At 67.3% G+C, this 18,582-nt stretch carries 19 protein-coding genes and 1 pseudogene; 17 read left to right on the top strand and 3 right to left on the bottom strand.

Translation table 11 applies throughout. The annotated features are described in order from the left end of the window. Nucleotides 1-21 precede the first annotated feature (21 nt). Both ACXMDM_RS08170 and ACXMDM_RS08165 read left to right on the top strand, forming a co-directional pair. On the top strand, nucleotides 22-1,140 hold the full coding sequence (locus ACXMDM_RS08170) for a phosphotransacetylase family protein (protein WP_259723050.1): 1,119 nt from the start codon (nucleotides 22-24) through the stop codon (nucleotides 1,138-1,140). A 27-nt stretch (nucleotides 1,141-1,167) separates the two neighbouring features. Beyond that, nucleotides 1,168-1,680, top strand: coding sequence for a DNA recombination-mediator protein A (locus tag ACXMDM_RS08165; protein ID WP_259723051.1), 513 nt, complete (start codon nucleotides 1,168-1,170; stop codon nucleotides 1,678-1,680). An 11-nt stretch (nucleotides 1,681-1,691) separates the two neighbouring features. On the opposite strand, the gene ACXMDM_RS08160 is transcribed toward ACXMDM_RS08165, so the two are convergent. Next, entirely contained in the window at nucleotides 1,692-2,129 is a 438-nt protein-coding gene (locus ACXMDM_RS08160) for an NfeD family protein (protein ID WP_259723052.1), read from the bottom strand. A 134-nt stretch (nucleotides 2,130-2,263) separates the two neighbouring features. On the opposite strand from ACXMDM_RS08160, the gene ACXMDM_RS08155 reads away from it, so the two are divergent. After that, the gene (locus tag ACXMDM_RS08155; protein WP_259723053.1) at nucleotides 2,264-3,139 is read left to right on the top strand and encodes an SPFH domain-containing protein; all 876 of its coding nucleotides are present in this window, start codon (nucleotides 2,264-2,266) and stop codon (nucleotides 3,137-3,139) included. Between the two features lie 35 nt (nucleotides 3,140-3,174). On the opposite strand, the gene ACXMDM_RS08150 is transcribed toward ACXMDM_RS08155, so the two are convergent. Continuing rightward, nucleotides 3,175-3,624 carry an MAPEG family protein gene (locus ACXMDM_RS08150; protein ID WP_259723054.1) on the bottom strand — a complete coding sequence of 150 codons (450 nt, stop codon included), beginning with the start codon at nucleotides 3,622-3,624 and terminating at the stop codon, nucleotides 3,175-3,177. Between the two features lie 65 nt (nucleotides 3,625-3,689). Here ACXMDM_RS08150 and ACXMDM_RS08145 point away from each other — a divergent pair, with 65 nt between their 5' ends. From ACXMDM_RS08145 to ACXMDM_RS08120, 6 genes and pseudogenes are all read left to right on the top strand, one after another. Continuing rightward, nucleotides 3,690-4,181, top strand: coding sequence for a YajQ family cyclic di-GMP-binding protein (locus ACXMDM_RS08145; protein ID WP_259723055.1), 492 nt, complete (start codon nucleotides 3,690-3,692; stop codon nucleotides 4,179-4,181). A gap of 19 nt (nucleotides 4,182-4,200) precedes the next feature. Further along, a pseudogene (locus tag ACXMDM_RS08140) lies at nucleotides 4,201-5,667 on the top strand (hydantoinase/oxoprolinase family protein); the annotation flags it as partial. 374 nt (nucleotides 5,668-6,041) lie between these two features. Continuing rightward, nucleotides 6,042-7,913 (top strand): hydantoinase B/oxoprolinase family protein, encoded by a 1,872-nt coding sequence (locus tag ACXMDM_RS08135; protein ID WP_499569355.1) that lies wholly within the window; start codon nucleotides 6,042-6,044, stop codon nucleotides 7,911-7,913. Further along, nucleotides 7,900-8,283 carry a gamma-glutamyltransferase gene (locus ACXMDM_RS08130; protein ID WP_499569353.1) on the top strand — a complete coding sequence of 128 codons (384 nt, stop codon included), beginning with the start codon at nucleotides 7,900-7,902 and terminating at the stop codon, nucleotides 8,281-8,283. Before ACXMDM_RS08135 ends, ACXMDM_RS08130 begins: the two co-directional genes overlap by 14 nt. 67 nt (nucleotides 8,284-8,350) lie before the next feature. Then, nucleotides 8,351-9,700: a gamma-glutamyltransferase gene (gene ggt / locus ACXMDM_RS08125; protein WP_499569351.1), complete on the top strand. Its 1,350-nt coding sequence runs from the start codon at nucleotides 8,351-8,353 to the stop codon at nucleotides 9,698-9,700. Between the two features lie 45 nt (nucleotides 9,701-9,745). After that, entirely contained in the window at nucleotides 9,746-9,892 is a 147-nt protein-coding gene (locus tag ACXMDM_RS08120; protein ID WP_259723058.1) for a hypothetical protein, read from the top strand. 27 nt (nucleotides 9,893-9,919) lie between these two features. On the opposite strand, the gene ACXMDM_RS08115 is transcribed toward ACXMDM_RS08120, so the two are convergent. After that, a complete protein-coding gene (locus ACXMDM_RS08115) occupies nucleotides 9,920-10,450 on the bottom strand; it encodes a DUF308 domain-containing protein (protein WP_071801323.1) in 531 nt (176 codons plus the stop codon). Nucleotides 10,451-10,581: 131 nt separating this feature from the next. On the opposite strand from ACXMDM_RS08115, the gene ACXMDM_RS08110 reads away from it, so the two are divergent. The 8 genes from ACXMDM_RS08110 (at nucleotide 10,582) to ilvD (ending at nucleotide 18,578) form a co-directional block, all read left to right on the top strand. After that, entirely contained in the window at nucleotides 10,582-11,079 is a 498-nt protein-coding gene (locus tag ACXMDM_RS08110; protein WP_259723059.1) for a DUF2231 domain-containing protein, read from the top strand. After that, nucleotides 11,079-11,678: a DUF2231 domain-containing protein gene (locus ACXMDM_RS08105; protein ID WP_071801321.1), complete on the top strand. Its 600-nt coding sequence runs from the start codon at nucleotides 11,079-11,081 to the stop codon at nucleotides 11,676-11,678. The genes ACXMDM_RS08110 and ACXMDM_RS08105 overlap by 1 nt, the downstream gene beginning before the upstream one ends. Next, nucleotides 11,675-12,616 (top strand): cytochrome c oxidase subunit II, encoded by a 942-nt coding sequence (locus tag ACXMDM_RS08100; protein ID WP_071801320.1) that lies wholly within the window; start codon nucleotides 11,675-11,677, stop codon nucleotides 12,614-12,616. Before ACXMDM_RS08105 ends, ACXMDM_RS08100 begins: the two co-directional genes overlap by 4 nt. Nucleotides 12,617-12,623: 7 nt before the next feature. After that, complete coding sequence (gene ctaD, locus ACXMDM_RS08095) at nucleotides 12,624-14,327, top strand: cytochrome c oxidase subunit I (protein ID WP_071801319.1); 1,704 nt, start codon at nucleotides 12,624-12,626, stop codon at nucleotides 14,325-14,327. Nucleotides 14,328-14,331: 4 nt separating this feature from the next. Next, nucleotides 14,332-14,967, top strand: coding sequence for a cytochrome c oxidase subunit 3 (locus ACXMDM_RS08090; protein WP_071801318.1), 636 nt, complete (start codon nucleotides 14,332-14,334; stop codon nucleotides 14,965-14,967). Next, entirely contained in the window at nucleotides 14,964-16,469 is a 1,506-nt protein-coding gene (locus ACXMDM_RS08085; RefSeq protein ID WP_259723060.1) for a GMC oxidoreductase, read from the top strand. Before ACXMDM_RS08090 ends, ACXMDM_RS08085 begins: the two co-directional genes overlap by 4 nt. Before the next feature lie 75 nt (nucleotides 16,470-16,544). Further along, entirely contained in the window at nucleotides 16,545-16,844 is a 300-nt protein-coding gene (locus ACXMDM_RS08080) for a hypothetical protein (RefSeq protein WP_071801316.1), read from the top strand. Between the two features lie 63 nt (nucleotides 16,845-16,907). After that, nucleotides 16,908-18,578, top strand: a complete 1,671-nt coding sequence (ilvD, locus tag ACXMDM_RS08075; protein ID WP_071802242.1) for a dihydroxy-acid dehydratase — start codon at nucleotides 16,908-16,910, stop codon at nucleotides 18,576-18,578. Nucleotides 18,579-18,582: the final 4 nt, after the last annotated feature.

The raw sequence follows: 18,582 nt of genomic DNA, 5'->3' as shown, positions 1-18,582 counted from the left end.
TCTCCCTGGCGCGGATCATTCATGAGCAGCACCCTGCTGATCGGGTCCTGCGATCCCTTCAGCGGCAAGTCGGCCCTTGTGCTCGGTCTGGCGCGCATGCTCACCCGCCAGGGCGTGCCCGTGCGCTTCGGCAAGCCGCTGGCCACCAGCCTTCGCCTCGGTCGCTCCGGCCAAGACGATGGCGAGACACGCCTGATCGACGATGACGTTGCCTTCATCGGCAGCATGCTGGGCCTGGCCGCAGCCAACTTGTTGCCGTCCTTGGATCTGCAGCACCCGGACACGGCCAGCGATCGCCTGCTGGCGGGGTCGTTAAGCGCCGGTGATCGTTTCACCCAGCTGCAGCAGCAGCTGCAGGCCTATCCCGATGGCATCAACCTGCTGGAAGCCGCCGGCAGCCTCAGTGAAGGCTTGCTCTACGGGCTCAGCCTCTCCCAATTGGCCCAAGGCCTTGAAGCGCCGGTGGTGCTGGTCCACCTCTGGGCCGACAGCCGCAGCGTGGAGCCGTTGCTGCAGGCCCGCTCTCAGCTTGGTGAGCGGCTGGCCGGGGTCGTGCTCAATGCCGTTAACCCTGAGGACGTGGAGGAGATGAACGCTGAGGTGGTACCAGCGATCGAACGGCTCGGGCTGCCGGTGTTCGGTGTGATGCCGCGCAGTCCGTTGCTGCGCAGCGTCACCGTCGAGGAACTGGTTGAGCGCCTCGGCGCCCGGGTGCTGTGTTGCCCCGAGCGGCTCGATCTGCTGGTGGAAACCCTCTCGATCGGGGCGATGAACGTCAACTCCGCCATGGAGTTCTTCCGCCGTCGTCGCAACATGGCCGTGGTCACCGGCGCTGATCGCACCGACATCCAGCTGGCGGCCCTGGAAGCCTCCACCCAGTGCCTGATCCTCACCGGTGTCGGTGAACCGCTGGCCCAGCTGATCAGCCGCGCCGAAGAACTGGATGTTCCAGTGCTCAAGGTGGATCACGACACGCTCACCACCGTGGAGGTGATCGAGCGCGCCTTCGGCCATGTGCGCCTGCACGAGTCGGTCAAAGCCAGCTATGCCATGCGGCTGGTGGAGGAGCACTGCCGCTTCGAACGCCTGCTCGAGCGCCTGCAGCTGGCGAATGGGCTTGCCCCGCAAGGGCGCTGCTAGTTTCTTGCGGTCGATTGCCTGATCTCGGTGACCCGGTCTCTTGATCTGCCCTCCCTGGACCGGATAGACACCCTCGCCCAGGAGCTGGCCCTGCTTCAGGACACGGGCAAACGCCGGATCGCCATCCTCGGCAGCCGCCACGTGCCGGTGGTCTCGATCCACCTGGTGGAGCTGGTGTCGCGTTCCCTGGCCCAGGAAGGGCACAACCTGGTCACCTCCGGCTCCCAAGGGGTCAACGCGGCGGTGATCCGCGGCGTGCTGAGCATCGACCCGGGCCGGCTGACGGTGCTGCTGCCCCAGAGCCTGGAGCGCCAACCCGGCGAATCGCGCGACCAGCTCGAAAAGGTGCTGCACCTCGTGGAGAAGCCCGAGCACGACGACCTGCCCCTGCCGATGGCCAGCAGCCTCTGCAACCAGGAGATCATCGGCCGCTCCGACCAGCTGATCTGCTTCGCCTTCCACGACAGCGAAACCCTGCTCTCCAGCTGCCGCACCGCCGAGGACATGGGCAAGGTGGTCAGCCTGATGTTCTTCGATTGATCAGCCCCCGATCAGGGATCAGGGGCGGCCAGCACCTCCAGCCGTGTGCCGACGCGGCGCAGCACCACCACCTCATCGCCCAGAGCCAGGCTGCCGGCGGGCCCTTCAAGCAGTTCGGCCCGCCAGCTCTGGCCCTGCCAGCGCACCCGGCCCTTACCGAGATGGTTGAAGGCCTGGATCACTTCAGCCCGTTCGCTGCCGGGGCTGCTGAGTGCGTCGGGCTGGAGGCGACCCCGCAACGACCAGCGGCGCAGAACGCCGTAGCCCGCCAGGAACAGAACCAGGAATCCCGCCAGCTGCAATCCGGCGGCCAGGCCCGGCCACAGGGCGGTCAGCGCCGAGAGCAACAGGGCGGCGACAGCGCCGATCAGCAGGCCATCGATGCTGGGAAAGATCCATTCCAGCAACAACAGGCCACCTCCGGCCACCAGCCAGATCAGGGGGATCATCAGGGCAGGGGCCTCATCGAAACAGGGCGGCGAAATCCAGTCTGGAGGAACTGCCTGCTCGGGGCGAGAACGCGCCGTCCCTAGCCTGGTTCGGCTCCTCGATTGAGGGGAGTTGTCCTGCGCACTGGCACCCCATGGAAGGTCTGCTTTCGATTCCCGCCCTGCTGGTGATCGCCGTCCTCGGTGCCAGCGGCGTCAAGGTGACCAGCGGCGGCCGCTCCCTGCTGGTGGAGCGGCTGGGCCGCTACGACCGCCAGCTGCAGCCAGGCCTCTCCTTCGTGCTGCCTGGCCTGGAGCGGGTGGTGAGCAACCAGTCGCTGAAGGAACGGGTGCTCGATATCGCCCCGCAGAAGTGCATCACCCGCGACAACGTCTCGATCACGGTGGATGCGGTGGTGTATTGGCAGCTGCTGGAGCATGCCAAGGCCCACTACGCCGTTGATGATCTGCAGGCGGCGATGGTGAATCTGGTGCTCACCCAGATCCGGGCCGAGATGGGCAAGCTCGACCTCGACCAGACCTTCACCACCCGCCAGGACGTCAACGAGATGCTGCTGCGGGAACTCGACCAGGCCACCGACCCCTGGGGCGTCAAGGTGACCCGGGTGGAGCTGCGCGACATCATGCCCTCCCCTGGCGTTCAGCAGGCCATGGAGCTGCAGATGAGCGCCGAGCGCGAGAAGCGGGCGGCGGTGCTGCGCTCTGAAGGGCTGCGGGAGGCCGAGGTGAATGCCGCCAGAGGGCGGGCCGAAGCGGTGCTGCTCGATGCCGAAGCCCAGGCCCAGCAGCAGGAGATGCTGGCCAAGGCCAGGGCCCTGGCCGCCGGCGAACTGGCCCGACTGATCGATTCGAGCCCATCGGGCTCCGAAGCCCTGCGCTTGTTGCTGGCCCGCGACTGGATCACCATGGGAGAGGAGCTCAGCAACGCCAAGGGCGGCAGCGTGCTGATGGTGGATCCCCAGAGCCCGGCCTCGCTGCTCACCGCCCTGCGCGGCCTGCAGCAGGGGTGAGCGGCCAGCACCAGGCTCGCCAGATTTCAGCCGCTTCAGCCCGCCAGCACCGCTTTCAGCCCCTCGCCGTAGAGCACGGCGCTGCAGAGCAGACCGACCAGCCAGCAGAGACCGCGCAGGGGTGGCACATTCCCCACAAAGGCGCCGATGTAGGCGACGCGCAGCAGTGGATGCAGCCAGGCCGCCGCAATCGCCAGCGGGGCATCGACGCCGGCCAGCAGCGCCAGCAGGCAGGCCGGCGCATGCAGGCTGAACGACTCGAAGCAATTCTGATGGGCCCAGCTGGCCCGCTTGCCCCAAGCCGGCAGGCGCTCGAACATCGCCCGCGGGGCGGCCAGATCGGCGGGGGTGAAATCGGCCTTGGCGCGGCCCATGCCAAGCGGCACCAGGCTGAGGATCACCACGGCGCCAGCGAGCAGCAACGACCAGGCCGGAGCTGCCGCCGGGCTGCCCAAGGAGACAGTGGCGGAAAGGGTCGCAAACATGGCGGCTGCGGAGGGTCGGAGGCCTCTTTCTAAGCTGGGCGCCCCCCTCGCCGCGCTCCCTTGCCATGGCCGACAGCTACTCCTTTGACGTGGTTTCGGATTTCGATCGGCAGGAGCTGGTGAACGCCATTGATCAGGCGCGCCGCGAAGTGGGCCAGCGCTACGACCTCAAGGATTCCAAAACCGAGATCGAGCTGGAGGAAGCCAGCCTGACGATCACCACCGCCAGCGACATGACCCTGGAGGCCGTCACCGACGTACTGCGCCAGAAGGCCACCAAACGGGAGCTGTCCTTGAAGATCTTCGACTTTCAGAGCGCCGAGCCCGTGGGTGGCAACCGCGTCCAGCAGGTGGTGAAGCTGCGCAAGGGCCTCAGCCAGGAGCTGGCCAAGAAGCTCTCCAAAACCGTGCGCGATCAGATCAAGAAGGTGACCGTGGCCATCCAGGGCGAGAGCCTGCGGGTCACCGGCAAAAACAAGGACGACCTGCAGCAGGTGATCCAGCTGCTGCGCGCCGAGGATCTGGAGCTGCCGCTGCAGTTCGAGAACTATCGCTGAAGCCAGCTCCCTGAAAGCCGTGAGCCCCGGTTCCGGCTGGCAGTTCTGGATCGACCGGGGCGGCACCTTCACCGATCTGGTCGGTCGCGCCCCCAGCGGCGAGCTGGTGGTGCGCAAGGTGCTCTCCGAGCAACCCGGGCAGCCGGGAGATCCCGCCGTGGCCGCCATGCGCACGCTGCTGGGGGTGGGCGCTGGCCTGCCGCTGCCGCCAGGGGCGGTGGAGGAGGTGCGGCTGGGCACCACGGTGGCCACCAACGCCCTGCTGGAGGGCCAGGGCGCCCCGACGCTGCTGCTGATCACCCGCGGTTTCGCCGATGCGCTCTGGATCGGCGATCAGCACCGCCCCGATCTGTTTGCCCTTGGCATCGAGCGTCCGGCCCCCTGTATCGCCAGGTGCTGGAGGTGGAGGGGCGGCTGGCGGCCGATGGCCAGGAACTGGCCCCCTTACGGCTCGATGCCGAGCTGGAGGAGGCGATCAGCCAGGCCCGGGCCGGCGGAATCAGCAGCTGCGCCGTCGCCCTGCTGCACAGCTGCCGCCATCCCCGCCATGAGCGGCAGCTGGGCGACTGGCTGCAGCGCTTCGACTTCAAACCGGTGGTGCTCTCCCACCGGGTGGGCCTGCGCCCCCGCCTGCTGCCCCGTGCCCAGACCGCCGTGGTCGAGGCCTGCGTCGCCCCGGTGCTGGCGGCCTACCTGGAGCGGCTGCAACGGGAGCTGGGGCCGCATTGCCGCCTGCGGGTGATGCAGTCGAGCGGGGGATTGATCGCCCCGGAACTGCTCTGCGCCAAGGACACGATCCTCTCGGGCCCCGCCGGGGCCTGGTGGCCGCCGTCAAGCTGGCGGGCGGGTACACGCCGATCGTCGGTTTCGACATGGGCGGCACCTCCACCGATGTGTTCCATGCCGAGGCCGCCGGGCCCGGCAGTGGAAATGGACGTGGCGATGGCGTTGGCAGTGGAAGTGGCTGGGAGCGGCTGGAGGAGACGGAGATCGCCGGGCTCCGCCTGCAGGCGGAGCGGCTGCCGATCCACACCGTGGCGGCCGGGGTGGCTCCCTGCTCCACTTCGATGGCCAGCGATTGCAGGTGGGGCCGGCCTCGGCCGGGGCCGATCCAGGCCCGGCCTGCTACCGCCGCGGCGGGCCGCTCACCATCACCGACGCCAACCTGTTGCTGGGCCGCCTGCAGCCGGCGGCCTTTCCGGCAGTGTTCGGCCCCGGCGGCGATCAGGGGCCCGATCTCGAGCGGGTGAGCCAGCTGTTTCAGGAGCTCGCCAAGCGGGTTTCCCTGACGACGGGACAGGCGAGCACGCCTGAAGCCCTGGCGGAAGGTGCCTTGGCGATCGCCAACGACCGCATGGCCGAAGCGATCCGGCGGATTTCGATCCAGCGCGGCCATGACATCCGCGGTGCCACCTTGGTTTGCTACGGCGGCGCCGGCGGCCAGCACGCCTGCGCCCTCGCCGAGCGGCTGGGCATCCGCCGGCTGCTGCTCCATCCCTTAGCCGGGGTGCTCTCGGCCTATGGCATCGGCCTGGCCGACCAGCGGCTGCTACGCGAGGAGGTGGTGCGCGAACCCCTTGATGCGGCACTGGTGGAGCGCCTGCGGCAGCGGGCCGCCGCGTTGGTTGAAGCGAATCCCGCCCCCAGGGCCGAGTTCAGTGTTGGGGTGCGGCTCGCCGCCAGTGAGCTGACCTTGCCGTTGCCCCTGGCTGCGGCGCCGGCCCTGCGCGAGGCCTTCGAGCGGGCCCATCGCCAGCGCTTCGGCCATGGCCCCGAGGGCGACGGGCCAGAAGGTCTTGATCTGGTGGTGGAGTGGCTGCTGGTGGAGCTGGTGGACCCGGGCCCCGAACCGGAAGCTGTTTGCTCACTGAAAGCGGCCACGCCGCAAGGGGCAAGGATCAACGCATCCGCCTCTACTGGGGCGGCAACTGGCACGACGTTCCCCTGCACCGTCGCGAGGATCTGCCGCCGGCAGCGCTGCTCAGCGGGCCGGCGCTGGTGGTGGAGGCCACCGGCAGCCTGGTGCTCGCCCCTGGCTGGACGGCGGAACTGCAGGCCGGCGGGATCCTGCTGCTGACCCACGCCGAAGTGTCAGGCGAGGCAGCGGCTCAGCGGGGCCGCGAGGCCGTCGATCCAGTCAGCCTGGAGCTGTTCAACCATCGTTTCAGCGCCGTGGCCGAGCAGATGGGCGTGCGGCTGCAGCAGAGCGCCCGCTCGGTGAACATCCGCGAGCGCCTCGATTTCTCCTGCGCTCTCTTTGACGCGGCCGGCGAGCTGGTGGCCAATGCACCGCACATTCCCGTGCATCTGGGCTCGATGGGGGCCAGCGTCGCCGGCCTGCTGGCGGCGGTGCGCCGCGGCGACCATCCAGCGCTGCGGCCCGGCGATGGGATCGTCTCCAACCACCCCGCCCACGGCGGCACCCACCTGCCCGATCTCACCGTGATTACTCCTGTGTTCGCGGATGGGAATCGCAACAGCACTAGTAAGGGCAACAGCAATGGCAACAAAAAGTCCTTCCCACTCCCCGACTTCTTCCTGGCCTCCCGCGGCCACCACGCCGATGTGGGCGGGATCACCCCAGGCTCGATGCCCCCCTTCAGCCAGACGCTTGCGCAGGAAGGGCTGCTGCTCGACAACGTGCCGCTGCTGCGGCAGGGCAAACTCCTGGCCGATGACTGGCGGCGGCGACTGGCGGCCAGCCCCTGGCCGGTGCGCAACCCCGAGCAGCTGCTGGCCGACCTGCAGGCCCAGGTGGCCGCCAACCAGCTGGGCGCCGGGCTGCTGCAGGCCCTGGTCGAGCGCGAGGGGCTGGGGGTGGTGCGGGCCTACATGGCCCACGTGCAGGAGAACGGTGCCGAAGCGGTGCGGCGGGTGATCGATCGCCTCGCTTCTGGTCAGTTCCGCCTGCCCCTCGATGGCGGCCTGGTGATTGAGGTGGCGGTGCACATCGATCGCCGCGGCCGCCGGGCCGTGATCGACTTCAGCGGCACCTCCCGCCAGGACGGCGGCAACCGCAACGCGCCCCTGGCCATCACCCAGGCGGTGGTGCTCTACGTGTTCCGCTGCCTGGTGGGGGAAGCGGTGCCGCTCAACGCCGGCTGCTTCCGGCCGCTGCAGCTGATCGTGCCGCCCGGCTCCCTGCTGCACCCGGGGCCAGAGGCCGCCGTGGTGGCGGGCAACGTCGAAACCTCCCAAGCCATTGCCAACGCCCTGTTTGGAGCGCTCGGCGTGATGGCCGCGGCCCAGGGCACGATGAACAACCTCAGCTTCGGCGACAGCCGCCACCAGTACTACGAGACGATCTGCGGTGGTTGCGGCGCCGGCCGCCAGCTGGATGGAGTGGGGTTTGCCGGCGCCTCGGCCGTGCAGAGCCACATGACCAACTCTCGCCTCACCGATCCCGAAATCCTTGAGGAACGCTTTCCGGTGCGCCTGGAATCGTTCGCCCTGCGGCGGGGCAGCGGTGGCAGCGGCCGTTGGCCCGGTGGCGACGGGGTGGTGCGGGAGATCCGCTTTCTCGAGCCGATGACCGCTGCGATCCTCTCCGGATCGCGCCAGGTGGCGCCCTTCGGCCTCGCCGGCGGTGGTCCTGGCCAGCCGGGCCGCAACCGCTGGATCGGCGCCGATGGCCGCGAGCAGGAGCTGGGTGGCAGCATTGAGCTGGCCGTGGAGGCCGGCGACAGACTGATCATCGAAACTCCCGGTGGCGGTGGCTATGGCAAGGCCTGAACAGCGGCTGGGCCTTCTGAGTTGGGGCCTGCTGGCGAAGTGCTTTCTGGGGAGCGGCCTGCTGCTGACACCTCTGGCCAGCGCCAACGTGCTGCAGGAAGGCGGAGAGCGCTTTTCGCCGGTGCGCTCCAGTGGCGGCATGGTGGCGAGCCAGGAAGCTGAAGCGTCGCGGGTAGGGCGTGACATCCTGCGCCGGGGTGGCAATGCCGTGGACGCCGCGGTGGCCACCTCCTTCGCCCTGGCGGTGACGCTGCCCCAGGCCGGCAACATCGGCGGCGGCGGTTTTCTGGTGCTGTGGCGGCCCGACACGGCAACGGCAGGAGCGCCCCTGCTGGAGGGGAGACGCGGGTGGGACGGGGGCGGGCGGTGACGATCAATTTCCGGGAGAAGGCCCCCTGGCTGCCCGGGCCGATCTCTTCCTTGCTGCCGATGGATCGGTGGATCGCCTCAAGGCCACCCGCAGCCTGCTGAGCACGGGCGTGCCTGGCACCGTGGCCGGGCTGGTGCTGGCCCAGCGCCGCTACGGACGCCTGCCGCTCGCCGCCGTGATCGCCCCTGCGATCGCCCTGGCCAGGGATGGAATCGTGGTCAGCCCGGAGCTGGCGGCTTCCCTGAAGGCGGCGGCCCCACGGCTCAAGGCCGACCCCACATCGGCCCAACTGTTCTTCAAACCCGACGGTCTGGCCTACGCGCCCGGTGATCGGCTGCGCCAGCCCCTGCTGGCGGCCACCCTCGGCCGTATCGCCCGCGAAGGGGAAGCGGGTTTCTACGCCGGGCCGGTGGCGAACCAGTTGGTGGCTCTGATGCGTGAGCAAGGCGGGCTGATCAGCGCCGCCGACCTCCGCGCTTACCGCGCCAGGGCGATGACGCCACTGATCGGGGATTGGCGCGGCCATGCCGTCATCGCCATGCCGCCGCCCAGCTCCGGTGGCGTCACCTTGATCCAGCTGCTGCGCATCCTCGAGGGCTTCGACCTGGCAGCCATGGGGCTCAACAGCGCCGCCAGCCTGCACGTGATGGTGGAAGCGATGAACCTGGCCTACCTGGATCGCAACGCCCTGCTCGGTGACCCCCGCTTCGTGGCGATGCCCCTGGAAGAGCTGCTCAGCCCCGCCTACGCCTCCCGCCAAAGGGCTCGCATCCAGCCCAACCGACACGTGCCTTCCCAGCAGCTCTCGCCGCGGGCGCCCGGCCTCCCGGAAGGGCCCAATACCACCCACCTCTCGGTGATCGACCGCGACGGCAGCCTGGTGGCCACCACCACCACGCTCAACTTCTCCTACGGCAATGGGGTGAGCGTGCCCGGCGCCGGTTTCCTGCTCAACAACGAGATGGACGACTTCACCTCCAAACCGGGCGTGCCTAACGCCTTCGGCCTGGTGCAAGGGGAGGCCAACGCGATCGCGCCTGGCAAACAGCCACTCTCCTCGATGGCGCCCACGCTGGTGCTCGACCCACGCGGCGGGCCACTCCTGGCCACCGGCAGCCCGGGTGGCAGCCGCATCATCACCATCGTGTTGCAGGTGCTGCTCAATCGCCTCGAGCACGGCCTCAACCTGGCTTCAGCCGTGGCGACCAGCCGGATCCACAGCCAACTCTGGCCCGATCAACTCAGCCACGAGCAGGGGCTCAGCCCCGACACCCTGCGGCTGTTGCAAAACCTGGGCCACCAGTTGCAACCATCACGGGCGATGGGCTCGGCCCATTCGGTGGAAGCGCTGCCGGAAGGCGGCAGCCTGGGGGTGGCCGACCCCCGCCGCTCCGGATCCCTGGCCATCGGCGAATGAGGCTCACTCCCGCAGACTGTGGGCAGCGCCTTTGCAGCTGGATCCTTGCTTGCTTCTCTCGCCCCCCTGGGCCCTGTTGCCGAGATGACCTCCCAGGAGTGGATGTGGAGCGGCGGCCTGATCCAGATTGCCGTGCTCCTTGGCGCCGTGCTCGGAGCCTTCTGGCTGGTGGGACGGCGCAAGGAGGAATAAAAAATGAGCTGCTGACAGAACGAACCTTCAGCTGGGTGAAGCGGCCTCTGCAGCCGAAGCTGGCGCCGTTAACAGATTCACGGCCGAGAGCGCCAGGGCCACACCGAACAGCGTGCCGAGGGCCCAGAGGCTGTCGCTGGGCCACTGGGCAACCAGCAGTCCCCCGAGCAAGGTGGTGATCAGCCCATCAATAAGAACCAGACCCCGAGCCGGAACGGCACTGGCAGCGGCGGCGGCCAGTTCCATCACCCCCTCGAAGGCCACCAGCAGGCCAACGAAGAGGGTGAGACTCACCTCACTGCCAACCGGATTGAGAAGAATCCAGACACCGGTGCCGATGTAGAGCAGGGCGGAGAAGCCGCGAAACACCCTGTCGCTGAGGCTGCCGCTGCCGGTCAGTCGGATCAGCTGGGCCACCCCGGCGGCGATCGCCACCCCACCGATGCCGATGGTCAGCAGGGTGGCCGAGACGAAAGGAAGGGCGATCGAAAGGCCGGCGGCGGCAAACAGCAAACCGGCTGTAAGCCAGCGCAGCGGGCGGGAGGCGGGAGCCGTCAAAGCGAAAAAACGAGTGCGTTCAGGCTAAGGGGGGTCCGATCCACAAGCTCAAGGAGCGTTTGGATAAGCGAGCAGGGTTCGCAGAAGGCCCCTCCGCAAGCTGGAATGGGGGGACAGCTTCATCCCCGCCCATGTTCGAGCTGTTGCCCCAGCTCAACGATCGCAACCTTCCCTGGATGGACACGATCCATCCGATCGTCGTGCACTTCGTGATTGCGATGGCCCTGATCGCCTTCGTCTTCGACCTGATTGGGGTGTGCGCCAGGAAGCCCGCTCTGTTTGAAGTCAGCTTCTGGAATCTGCTGTTCGCCACCGCGGCGATCTTCATCGCGATCATCTTCGGCCAGGTGGAGGCCGGACTGGCCAACCCCTACGGCGCCTCGCGCGACATCCTCAACCTGCACAGCACCCTCGGTTGGGTGCTCGCCGGCGTGCTCTCGGTGCTCACCGGTTGGCGTTACGTGATCCGCAGCCGTGACCCGCTCAAGCTGCCCCTGGCCTTCCTGGGGGCCGGCTCGCTGCTCAGTGCCCTGGTGGTGGTGCAGGTGATACTGGGCAACCAGCTGATCTGGGTCTACGGGCTGCACACCGTCAGGGTGGTGGAAGCGATGCGGGCAGGACAGGTGTGATGGATCCAGCCAACCTGCACCTGCTGAGCCTGGGTGCCAACAACCTGCCCTACCGGTTGCCGATCCATCCGAACCTGGTGCATCTCAGCATCGGCCTGTTCGTGATCGCGATTGCCTTCGACATCGCCGGGGCGGTGTTTCCCCTGGAGAAACGGCTGTTCCGTTTCCTGGCCTTGCCGGTGACCCGCGCCGGCTTTCACGATGTGGGCTGGTACAACCTGTTGGCCTGCTGCCTGATCAGCTTCTTCACCGTGGCCGCTGGCTTCGTGGAGATGCAGCTGGCGGTGCCGCTGCCGGGCGTCGTCAGCAGCTTCGGCATGGGCAGCACCGCCACCATGCTCTGGCATGGAGCCGGCGGCGTGGCCCTGCTGTTCGCGATCGTGGCGATGACGCTCTGGCGCGGTTTCCAGCGCTTCGACTGGCGCAGCGAAATGGGCCGTCAGGTGCAGTGGAGCTACCTGCTCACCGGCGTGCTGCTGCTGGGCGCCATGGCCTGGCATGGCACCCTCGGCGCCCAGCTGGCTGTTGAGTTCGGGGTGCATGTGACGGCCAACCAGCTGCTGGCGGCCGGTGCCGATCTCAACGAGGCCCTGCCATGACCAGCACGCCGTCGCGCCCCAACCTGCCAGCCATCGCTGGGCTGGTCTTCTGGATCGGGCTGCTGGTCTGGTTCAGCTTCTGGATGGGCCAGCAGTCCTTCGGCTGGCTGCCGGTGCAGGCCTCCAGCGCCGCACCCCTGGTGGATGGCCTGTTCAGCTTCGAGACAGCCGTTGCCACCTTTGTCTTCGCCGGGGTGGTGTCGGTAATGGCCTGGGTGATGCTGTTCAACCGGGCGGCGAAGTACGACATCAGTGACGCCGAGCCGATCGAAGGCAACACCAAGCTTGAGATCATCTGGACGGTGATTCCACTGCTGCTGGTGATGGGGATCGCCTATTACACGATCGATGTGAACCGCCAGATCGGTCTGATCGGACCGATGGACCATGTGCACGGCGATCGGCTGGCCAGTGATCAGCAGCCCGCCAGCGGTGCCGCCGTGGCCCCGCAGGCCGAGATCGAGGTGATCGCCCGCCAGTGGTCGTGGGAGTTCCGCTACCCCGGTGCGGCAGTCAGCGCCACCGAGCTGCACCTGCCGTTGGATCGCCGGGTGGGATTGCAGCTGCGCAGCGAAGACGTGATCCATGGCTTCTATGTGCCGGCGTTCCGGCTCAAGCAGCAGGTGATCCCGGGCCGCTCGATTGCCTTTTTCCTCACGCCCACCCGGGAGGGCCGCTACCGGCTGCGGGATTCGGAATACAGCGGCACCTGGTTCGCCGCCAACCAGGTGGATGTGGTGGTCCAGAGCGAAACCGACTACCAGGACTGGCTGCGCCGGGCCAGCCGCCTGCCGCTGCAGCCCGGACTCAGCGATGCCTCCAGGGAGTACGCCCTGCGCCAGAGCCGCACGCGGCCGTCGGGATACGCCACTGTGGTTCCTGCGCCGCCGCCGATGGTGAACGTCCCCGGCTCCAACACCCTTCCCCACGACGGTTGATCGCGCCATGACCATCACCCCTTTCGATCCGGGCCTCAGCGCCGCCCCCACGCCGCAGCCCAAGGCTCCGAACAGCTGGAAGCGTTACTTCAGCTTCAACACCGATGCCAAGGTGATCGGGATTCAATACATCGCCACCGCCCTGATCTTTCTGTTGGTCGGCGGGCTGCTGGCCATGATCATGCGCGGCGAATTGATCACCCCTGAGGCTGATCTTGTTGATCGAACGGTGTACAACGGCCTCTACACCATGCATGGCACGATCATGCTGTTCCTGTTCATGTTCCCGGTACTCAATGGGCTCAACAACCTCCTGATCCCCTGCATGATCGGCGCCCCGGACATGGCCTTTCCGCGGCTGAATGCGGCGGCCTTCTGGCTTGTGCCCGTCTTCGGTGTGATCCTGATGGCCAGCTTCCTGGTGCCGGGTGGTCCGGCCGCCTCCGGCTGGTGGTCCTATCCGCCGGTGAGCCTGCAGAACCCGCTGGGCTTCCTGATCAACGGCGAGGCGCTCTGGATTGTGGCCGTGGCCCTCTCGGGTGTGTCCTCGATCATGGGGGCGATCAACTTTGTGACCACGATCCTGCGCATGCGGGCGCCGGGGATGACCCTGTTCCGGATGCCGATCTTCTGCTGGACGGCGCTCTCCGCCCAGATCATTCAATTGATCGGCCTGCCGGCCCTCACCGGTGGCGCCCTGATGTTGTTGTTTGACCTGGTGGTGGGCACCTCGTTTTACAGGCCGGAGGGCGGCGGTGATCCGGTGCTCTATCAACACTTCTTCTGGTTTTATTCCCACCCCGCCGTCTATGTGATCATCCTGCCGGTGTTCGGGGTGTTCTCCGAGCTGTTTCCGGTCTATGCCCGCAAGCCTCTCTTCGGCTATCGCTTTGTGGCGATGGCCTCGTTGGTGATTGTGGCGCTGAGCCTGGTGGTCTGGGTGCACCACATGTTCCCCAGCGGCGTGCCCCAGTGGATGCGTGATCTGTTCATGGTCACCACCATGCTGATCGCCGTGCCCACCGGCATCAAGGTGTTCGCCTGGCTCGCCACACTCTGGGGCGGCAAGTTACGGCTGAATACGCCGATGCTGTTTGCCCTCGGCGGCCTGTTCAACTTCGTGTTTGCCGGCGTCACCGGCATCATGCTGGCCACGGTGCCGGTGGACATCCATGTGAACAACACCTATTTTGTGGTGGGGCACTTTCACTACGTGATTTATGGCGCTGCCACCATGGGCGTGTATGCCGCGATCTATCACTGGTTCCCTAAATTCACCGGCAAGATGTATTACGAGGGCCTGGGGCAGCTCCATTTCCTGCTCACCTTCATCGGCACCAACCTGAATTTCTTCCCGATGCACCCGCTCGGGCTGATGGGCATGCCCCGCCGGGTGTCGTCCTACGACCCGGAATTCGCCTTCTGGAATGTGCTTGCCAGCCTCGGTGCCTTTCTGCTGGGGGTCTCGATCATTCCCTTCCTGCTCAATCTGGTCAGCTCACTGGTGCGCGGCAAGCAGGCGCCGGCCAACCCCTGGAACGCGATCGGCCTGGAGTGGCTGCTGCCCTCGCCACCTCCGGCCGAGAACTTCGAGGAGAACGTACCCACCGTGATCAGCGGCCCCTACGGCTACGGCAGCGGCCTTCCCCTGGTGGAACACCAGGAGCGCTATCCCCGCGCCACTGATTTCCTCGCCACTGGGCAGGCCTGAAGCGATGACCCTCACCCCCGCCAGCCCAGATCCCCTCTCAGGCCTTGATCAGAACGCCGGCCCGACTGACGGCCACGCGTCCGGTCACAGCAGCCATGCCAACCACAGCCTGACGGGATTCATCATTTTTCTGTGCTCCGAGAGCATTATTTTCTTCGCCTTCTTCACCGGCTACGCGGTGTTAAAGCTCTCCTCGCTCAACTGGCTCCCCCCTGGCGTGGAGGGCCTGGAGTGGCGCACGCCCCTGGCTTACACGGCGGTGCTGGTGTCCAGCAGCGGCACGATCGCCCTGGCCGAATGGTTCCTGAATCGCGGCAACCTCTGGGGATTCCGTGCCTTCTGGTTGCTGAGCATGGCCATGGGCACGGTCTTTCTCTATGGCCAGGCGGTGGAGTGGGCTGGGCTGTCCTTTGGCATCACCAGCGGCAGCTTCGGCAGCTGCTTCTACCTGCTCACGGGCTTCCACGGCCTGCATGTGGCCAGCGGCGTCCTGCTGATGGGGCTGATGCTGATTCGTTCCTTCCGCGCCGGCAATTATGAAGGCGGCGAGCAGGGGGTGGTGGCCGCCTCGCTGTTCTGGCATTTCGTCGATGTGATCTGGGTGCTGCTGTTCCTTCTGCTTTACGCCTGGCCGGCATGATCATTGACGACGCCCACTACGACATGATCGTGATCGGCAGCGGCGCCGCTGGAGGCACCGTGGCGGCTTCCCTGGCCGCCAAAGGCCGCAGGGTCCTGATCCTGGAGCGGGGCGGCTCCCTGCCCCTGGAAGACCAGAACGTCTCCGATGTCGATCTCTTTCAGAAGGATCGCTATCACCCCAGTGAACAGTGGTTCGGCACCGACGGTGACCCCTTCAACCCCCAGGCGATCTATGCCCTGGGCGGCAACACCAAGATCTGGGGCGCCGTGCTTGAACGCATGCGCGAGGCCGAGTTCGACGGCCTGGCGATGCAGGAAGGTCAGGCCCCGCGCTGGGGCCTCAGCTACGCCGAGCTGGCCCCCTGGTATGACCGGGCCGAAGCCCTGTACAGGGTCCACGGGCAGGCTGGCATCGATCCCACCGAGCCAGCACGGGCCACCGACTTTCCCCACCGGCCCCTGGCGATCGAGCCCTTTCTCGAGCCGCTGCGCTCGGCCCTGGAGCGGCAGGGTTGCCGTCCCTACGACCTGCCACTCACCTGGTCAGAAGATCCAGAGGATCCCAGCGGCGATGCCGAGTTGTTCGGTGTGGCCGCCGCCCTGAAGCACCCGGCCACCCAGCTGCGCACCGGGGCCAAGGTCACCCGCCTGCACGTGAACCCCAGTGGCAGCAACGTGCGGGGGGTGGAGGCGGTGATCGACGGCCAGAGCTGGCTGTTCCGCGGCGACCAGGTGGTGCTCGCCGCCGGGGCGATCAACACCCCCGCCATCCTGCTGGCGTCGGCCAGTGATCGCCATCCCGAAGGGCTGGCCAACGGCTCAGGCCAGGTGGGCCGCAATCTGATGAAGTTGCAGCTCAGCGCGATTCTGCAGCTGGCCACATCAGCCAATTCCGCTCGCTATCCCCGCAGCCTCGGCGTCAACGACTACTACTGGGGCGATCAGAACGTCAGTTTTCCGCTCGGCCATATCGAGAACGGCGGCGGCGTTCTTCAGGATCCGCTCTTCGCCGAATCGCCGCCGGTGCTGTCGCTGGTCACGAAGCTGCTGCCCAACGCAACCTTGGCCCAGCTGGCCTCCCGCTCGGTCTGCTGGTGGGCCACCAGCGCCGTGCTGCCTGACCCTGAAAACCGCATCACCCTGCGCAACAAGCGGATTCGCATTCAATACCTGGCCAACAATCTCGAAGCCCACGACCGGCTGGTTTACCGCTGGCTCGACACCCTGCAGGCCGTTGAGGCCGACCCCCAGACCCAGGTGGTCAAGAAAGCCTGGATCCATCCCCGTGGCGAGGCGCCGCTGGCGGTGATGGGCTACGCCTGCGGCACCTGCCGGATGGGCAGCGATCCCGCCAGCTCCGTGGTGGGCCTCAACGGCCGCAGCCACGAGGTGGGCAACCTGACCGTGGCCGACGCCAGTGTTTTTCCCAGCTGCCCAGGCCTCTCGCCCGGCCTGACGGTGATCGCCAACGCCCTTCGCTTGGCTGAAGCGATCGCCTGAGCGGGGTCTGGAATCGGATCGCCTGAGCCGTTCCCTTTAGGGTGGTGGCCCAGGATTTGGCAGAGGTGATCCTTCATGGCCGAGGCCAGAGATAACGGCTCCCAGAGCGGCCTGCTGGCCAGCGTCATTGGCGGTGCCGTGCTCGGCGCGGCAGGACTGGCTTGGTGGCTGTTATCGGAAGCGGAACGGCGACGGTTGGCCCTGCGCCAGCGCCGCAGCGTCCGGCTCTCCCGCCTGCAGGAAGGGTCACGGGATGGGGAGCTCGGCGGCCAACGTCCGCTGATGGACTCCGAACTGCAGCACAAGGTCAAGGAGCTGAACCGGGCAATCGAAGACGTGCGCCGCCAGCTCGAAGGCCTCAGCCCCGAGAGCTGAGGGGAGTGCCAAAGCCGGGTCTGGCGAATCGTTAGGTTGCTATCCGCCTCCCTGCCGATGCCCATGCTCCGTTCCGCCGCGATCACCGCCGGGGTCCAGCGCTCCCCGAACCGGGCCATGCTGCGGGCCGTTGGCTTCGGCGACGGCGACTTCGACAAGCCGATCATTGGCATCGCCAATGGGTACAGCACGATCACGCCCTGCAACATCGGCCTCAACGCCTTGACCGAGCGGGCCGTTGTTGCCGCGCGGGAGGCGGGCGCCATGCCGCAGACGTTTGGCACCATCACCGTCAGCGACGGCATCTCGATGGGCACCGAGGGGATGAAGTATTCGCTGGTGTCGCGCGAGGTGATCGCCGATTCGATCGAAACCGCCTGCAACGCCCAGAGCATGGACGGGCTGCTGGCGATCGGCGGCTGCGACAAGAACATGCCCGGCGCCATGCTCGCCATGGCCCGCATGGACATCCCGGCGATCTTTGTCTACGGCGGCACGATCAAGCCCGGCAAGCTCGGTCCCTGCGACCTCACCGTGGTCAGCGCTTTTGAGGCAGTGGGCCAGTTCTCCGGTGGCCGCATCGATGAGGCCGAACTGCTGGCGATCGAGAAGAACGCCTGCCCCGGTGCCGGCAGCTGCGGCGGCATGTTCACCGCCAACACGATGAGTTCGGCCTTCGAGGCCATGGGCCTGAGCCTGTCGGGCAGCTCCACCATGGCGGCCGAAGACCCGGAGAAAGCCGAGAGCGCCGCCCGCTCCGCCGAGGTGCTGGTGGCCGCCATCGCCGCGAGCATCCGCCCCAGCGACCTGATCACCCGCGCCTCGATCGAGAACGCGATCAGCGTGATCATGGCGGTGGGTGGCTCCACCAATTCGGTGCTGCACCTGCTGGCGATCGCCCGCACCGCCGGCGTGCCGCTCTGCATCGACGATTTCGAAACCATCCGCCAGCGGGTGCCGGTGATCTGCGATCTCAAGCCCAGCGGCCGCTTCGTGACGGTGGATCTCCACAACGCCGGCGGTATCCCCCAGGTGATGAAGCTGCTGCTCGATGCCGGCCTGCTGCACGGCGACTGCCCGACGATCGAAGGCAAAACCCTGGCCGAACTGCTCGCTGCTGTGCCCAGTGCCCCCCCCGCGGGCCAGGAGGTAATCAGGCCCCTGTCTGATCCGCTGTATGACCAGGGGCACCTCTCGATCCTGAAGGGCAACCTGGCCACCGAAGGCGCCGTTGCCAAGATCAGCGGCATCAAGACCACCACCATCACCGGGCCAGCCCGGGTGTTTGAGAGTGAGGAGAGCGGCCTTGAGGCCATCCTCGCCGGCGAGGTGGTGGCCGGCGATGTGGTGGTGATCCGCAACGAGGGCCCCGTCGGTGGCCCCGGCATGCGCGAGATGCTCTCACCCACCGCCGCGATCATCGGCCAGGGACTGGGGGATTCGGTGGCCCTGATCACCGATGGGCGCTTCAGTGGCGGCACCTATGGGCTGGTGGTCGGCCACGTGGCCCCCGAGGCCGCCGTCGGTGGCGCCATCGCCCTGATCCAGGACGGCGACACGATCACCGTCGACACCAGCCTGCGCCTGCTCCAGCTCAACGTGACCCCCGCCGAGCTGGAGCGCCGCCACGCCATCTGGTGCGCCCCCGAGCCCCGCTACCGCACCGGCGTGCTGGGCAAGTACGCCCGCCAGGTGAGCAGCAGCAGCCTGGGAGCGGTCACGGATCAGCCCTGAACTA

This window comes from Synechococcus sp. CS-603, assembly GCF_977929215.1.
The sequence above is the reverse complement of the archived record's forward strand: the minus strand, read 5'-3'. Positions and strand labels throughout refer to the sequence as shown.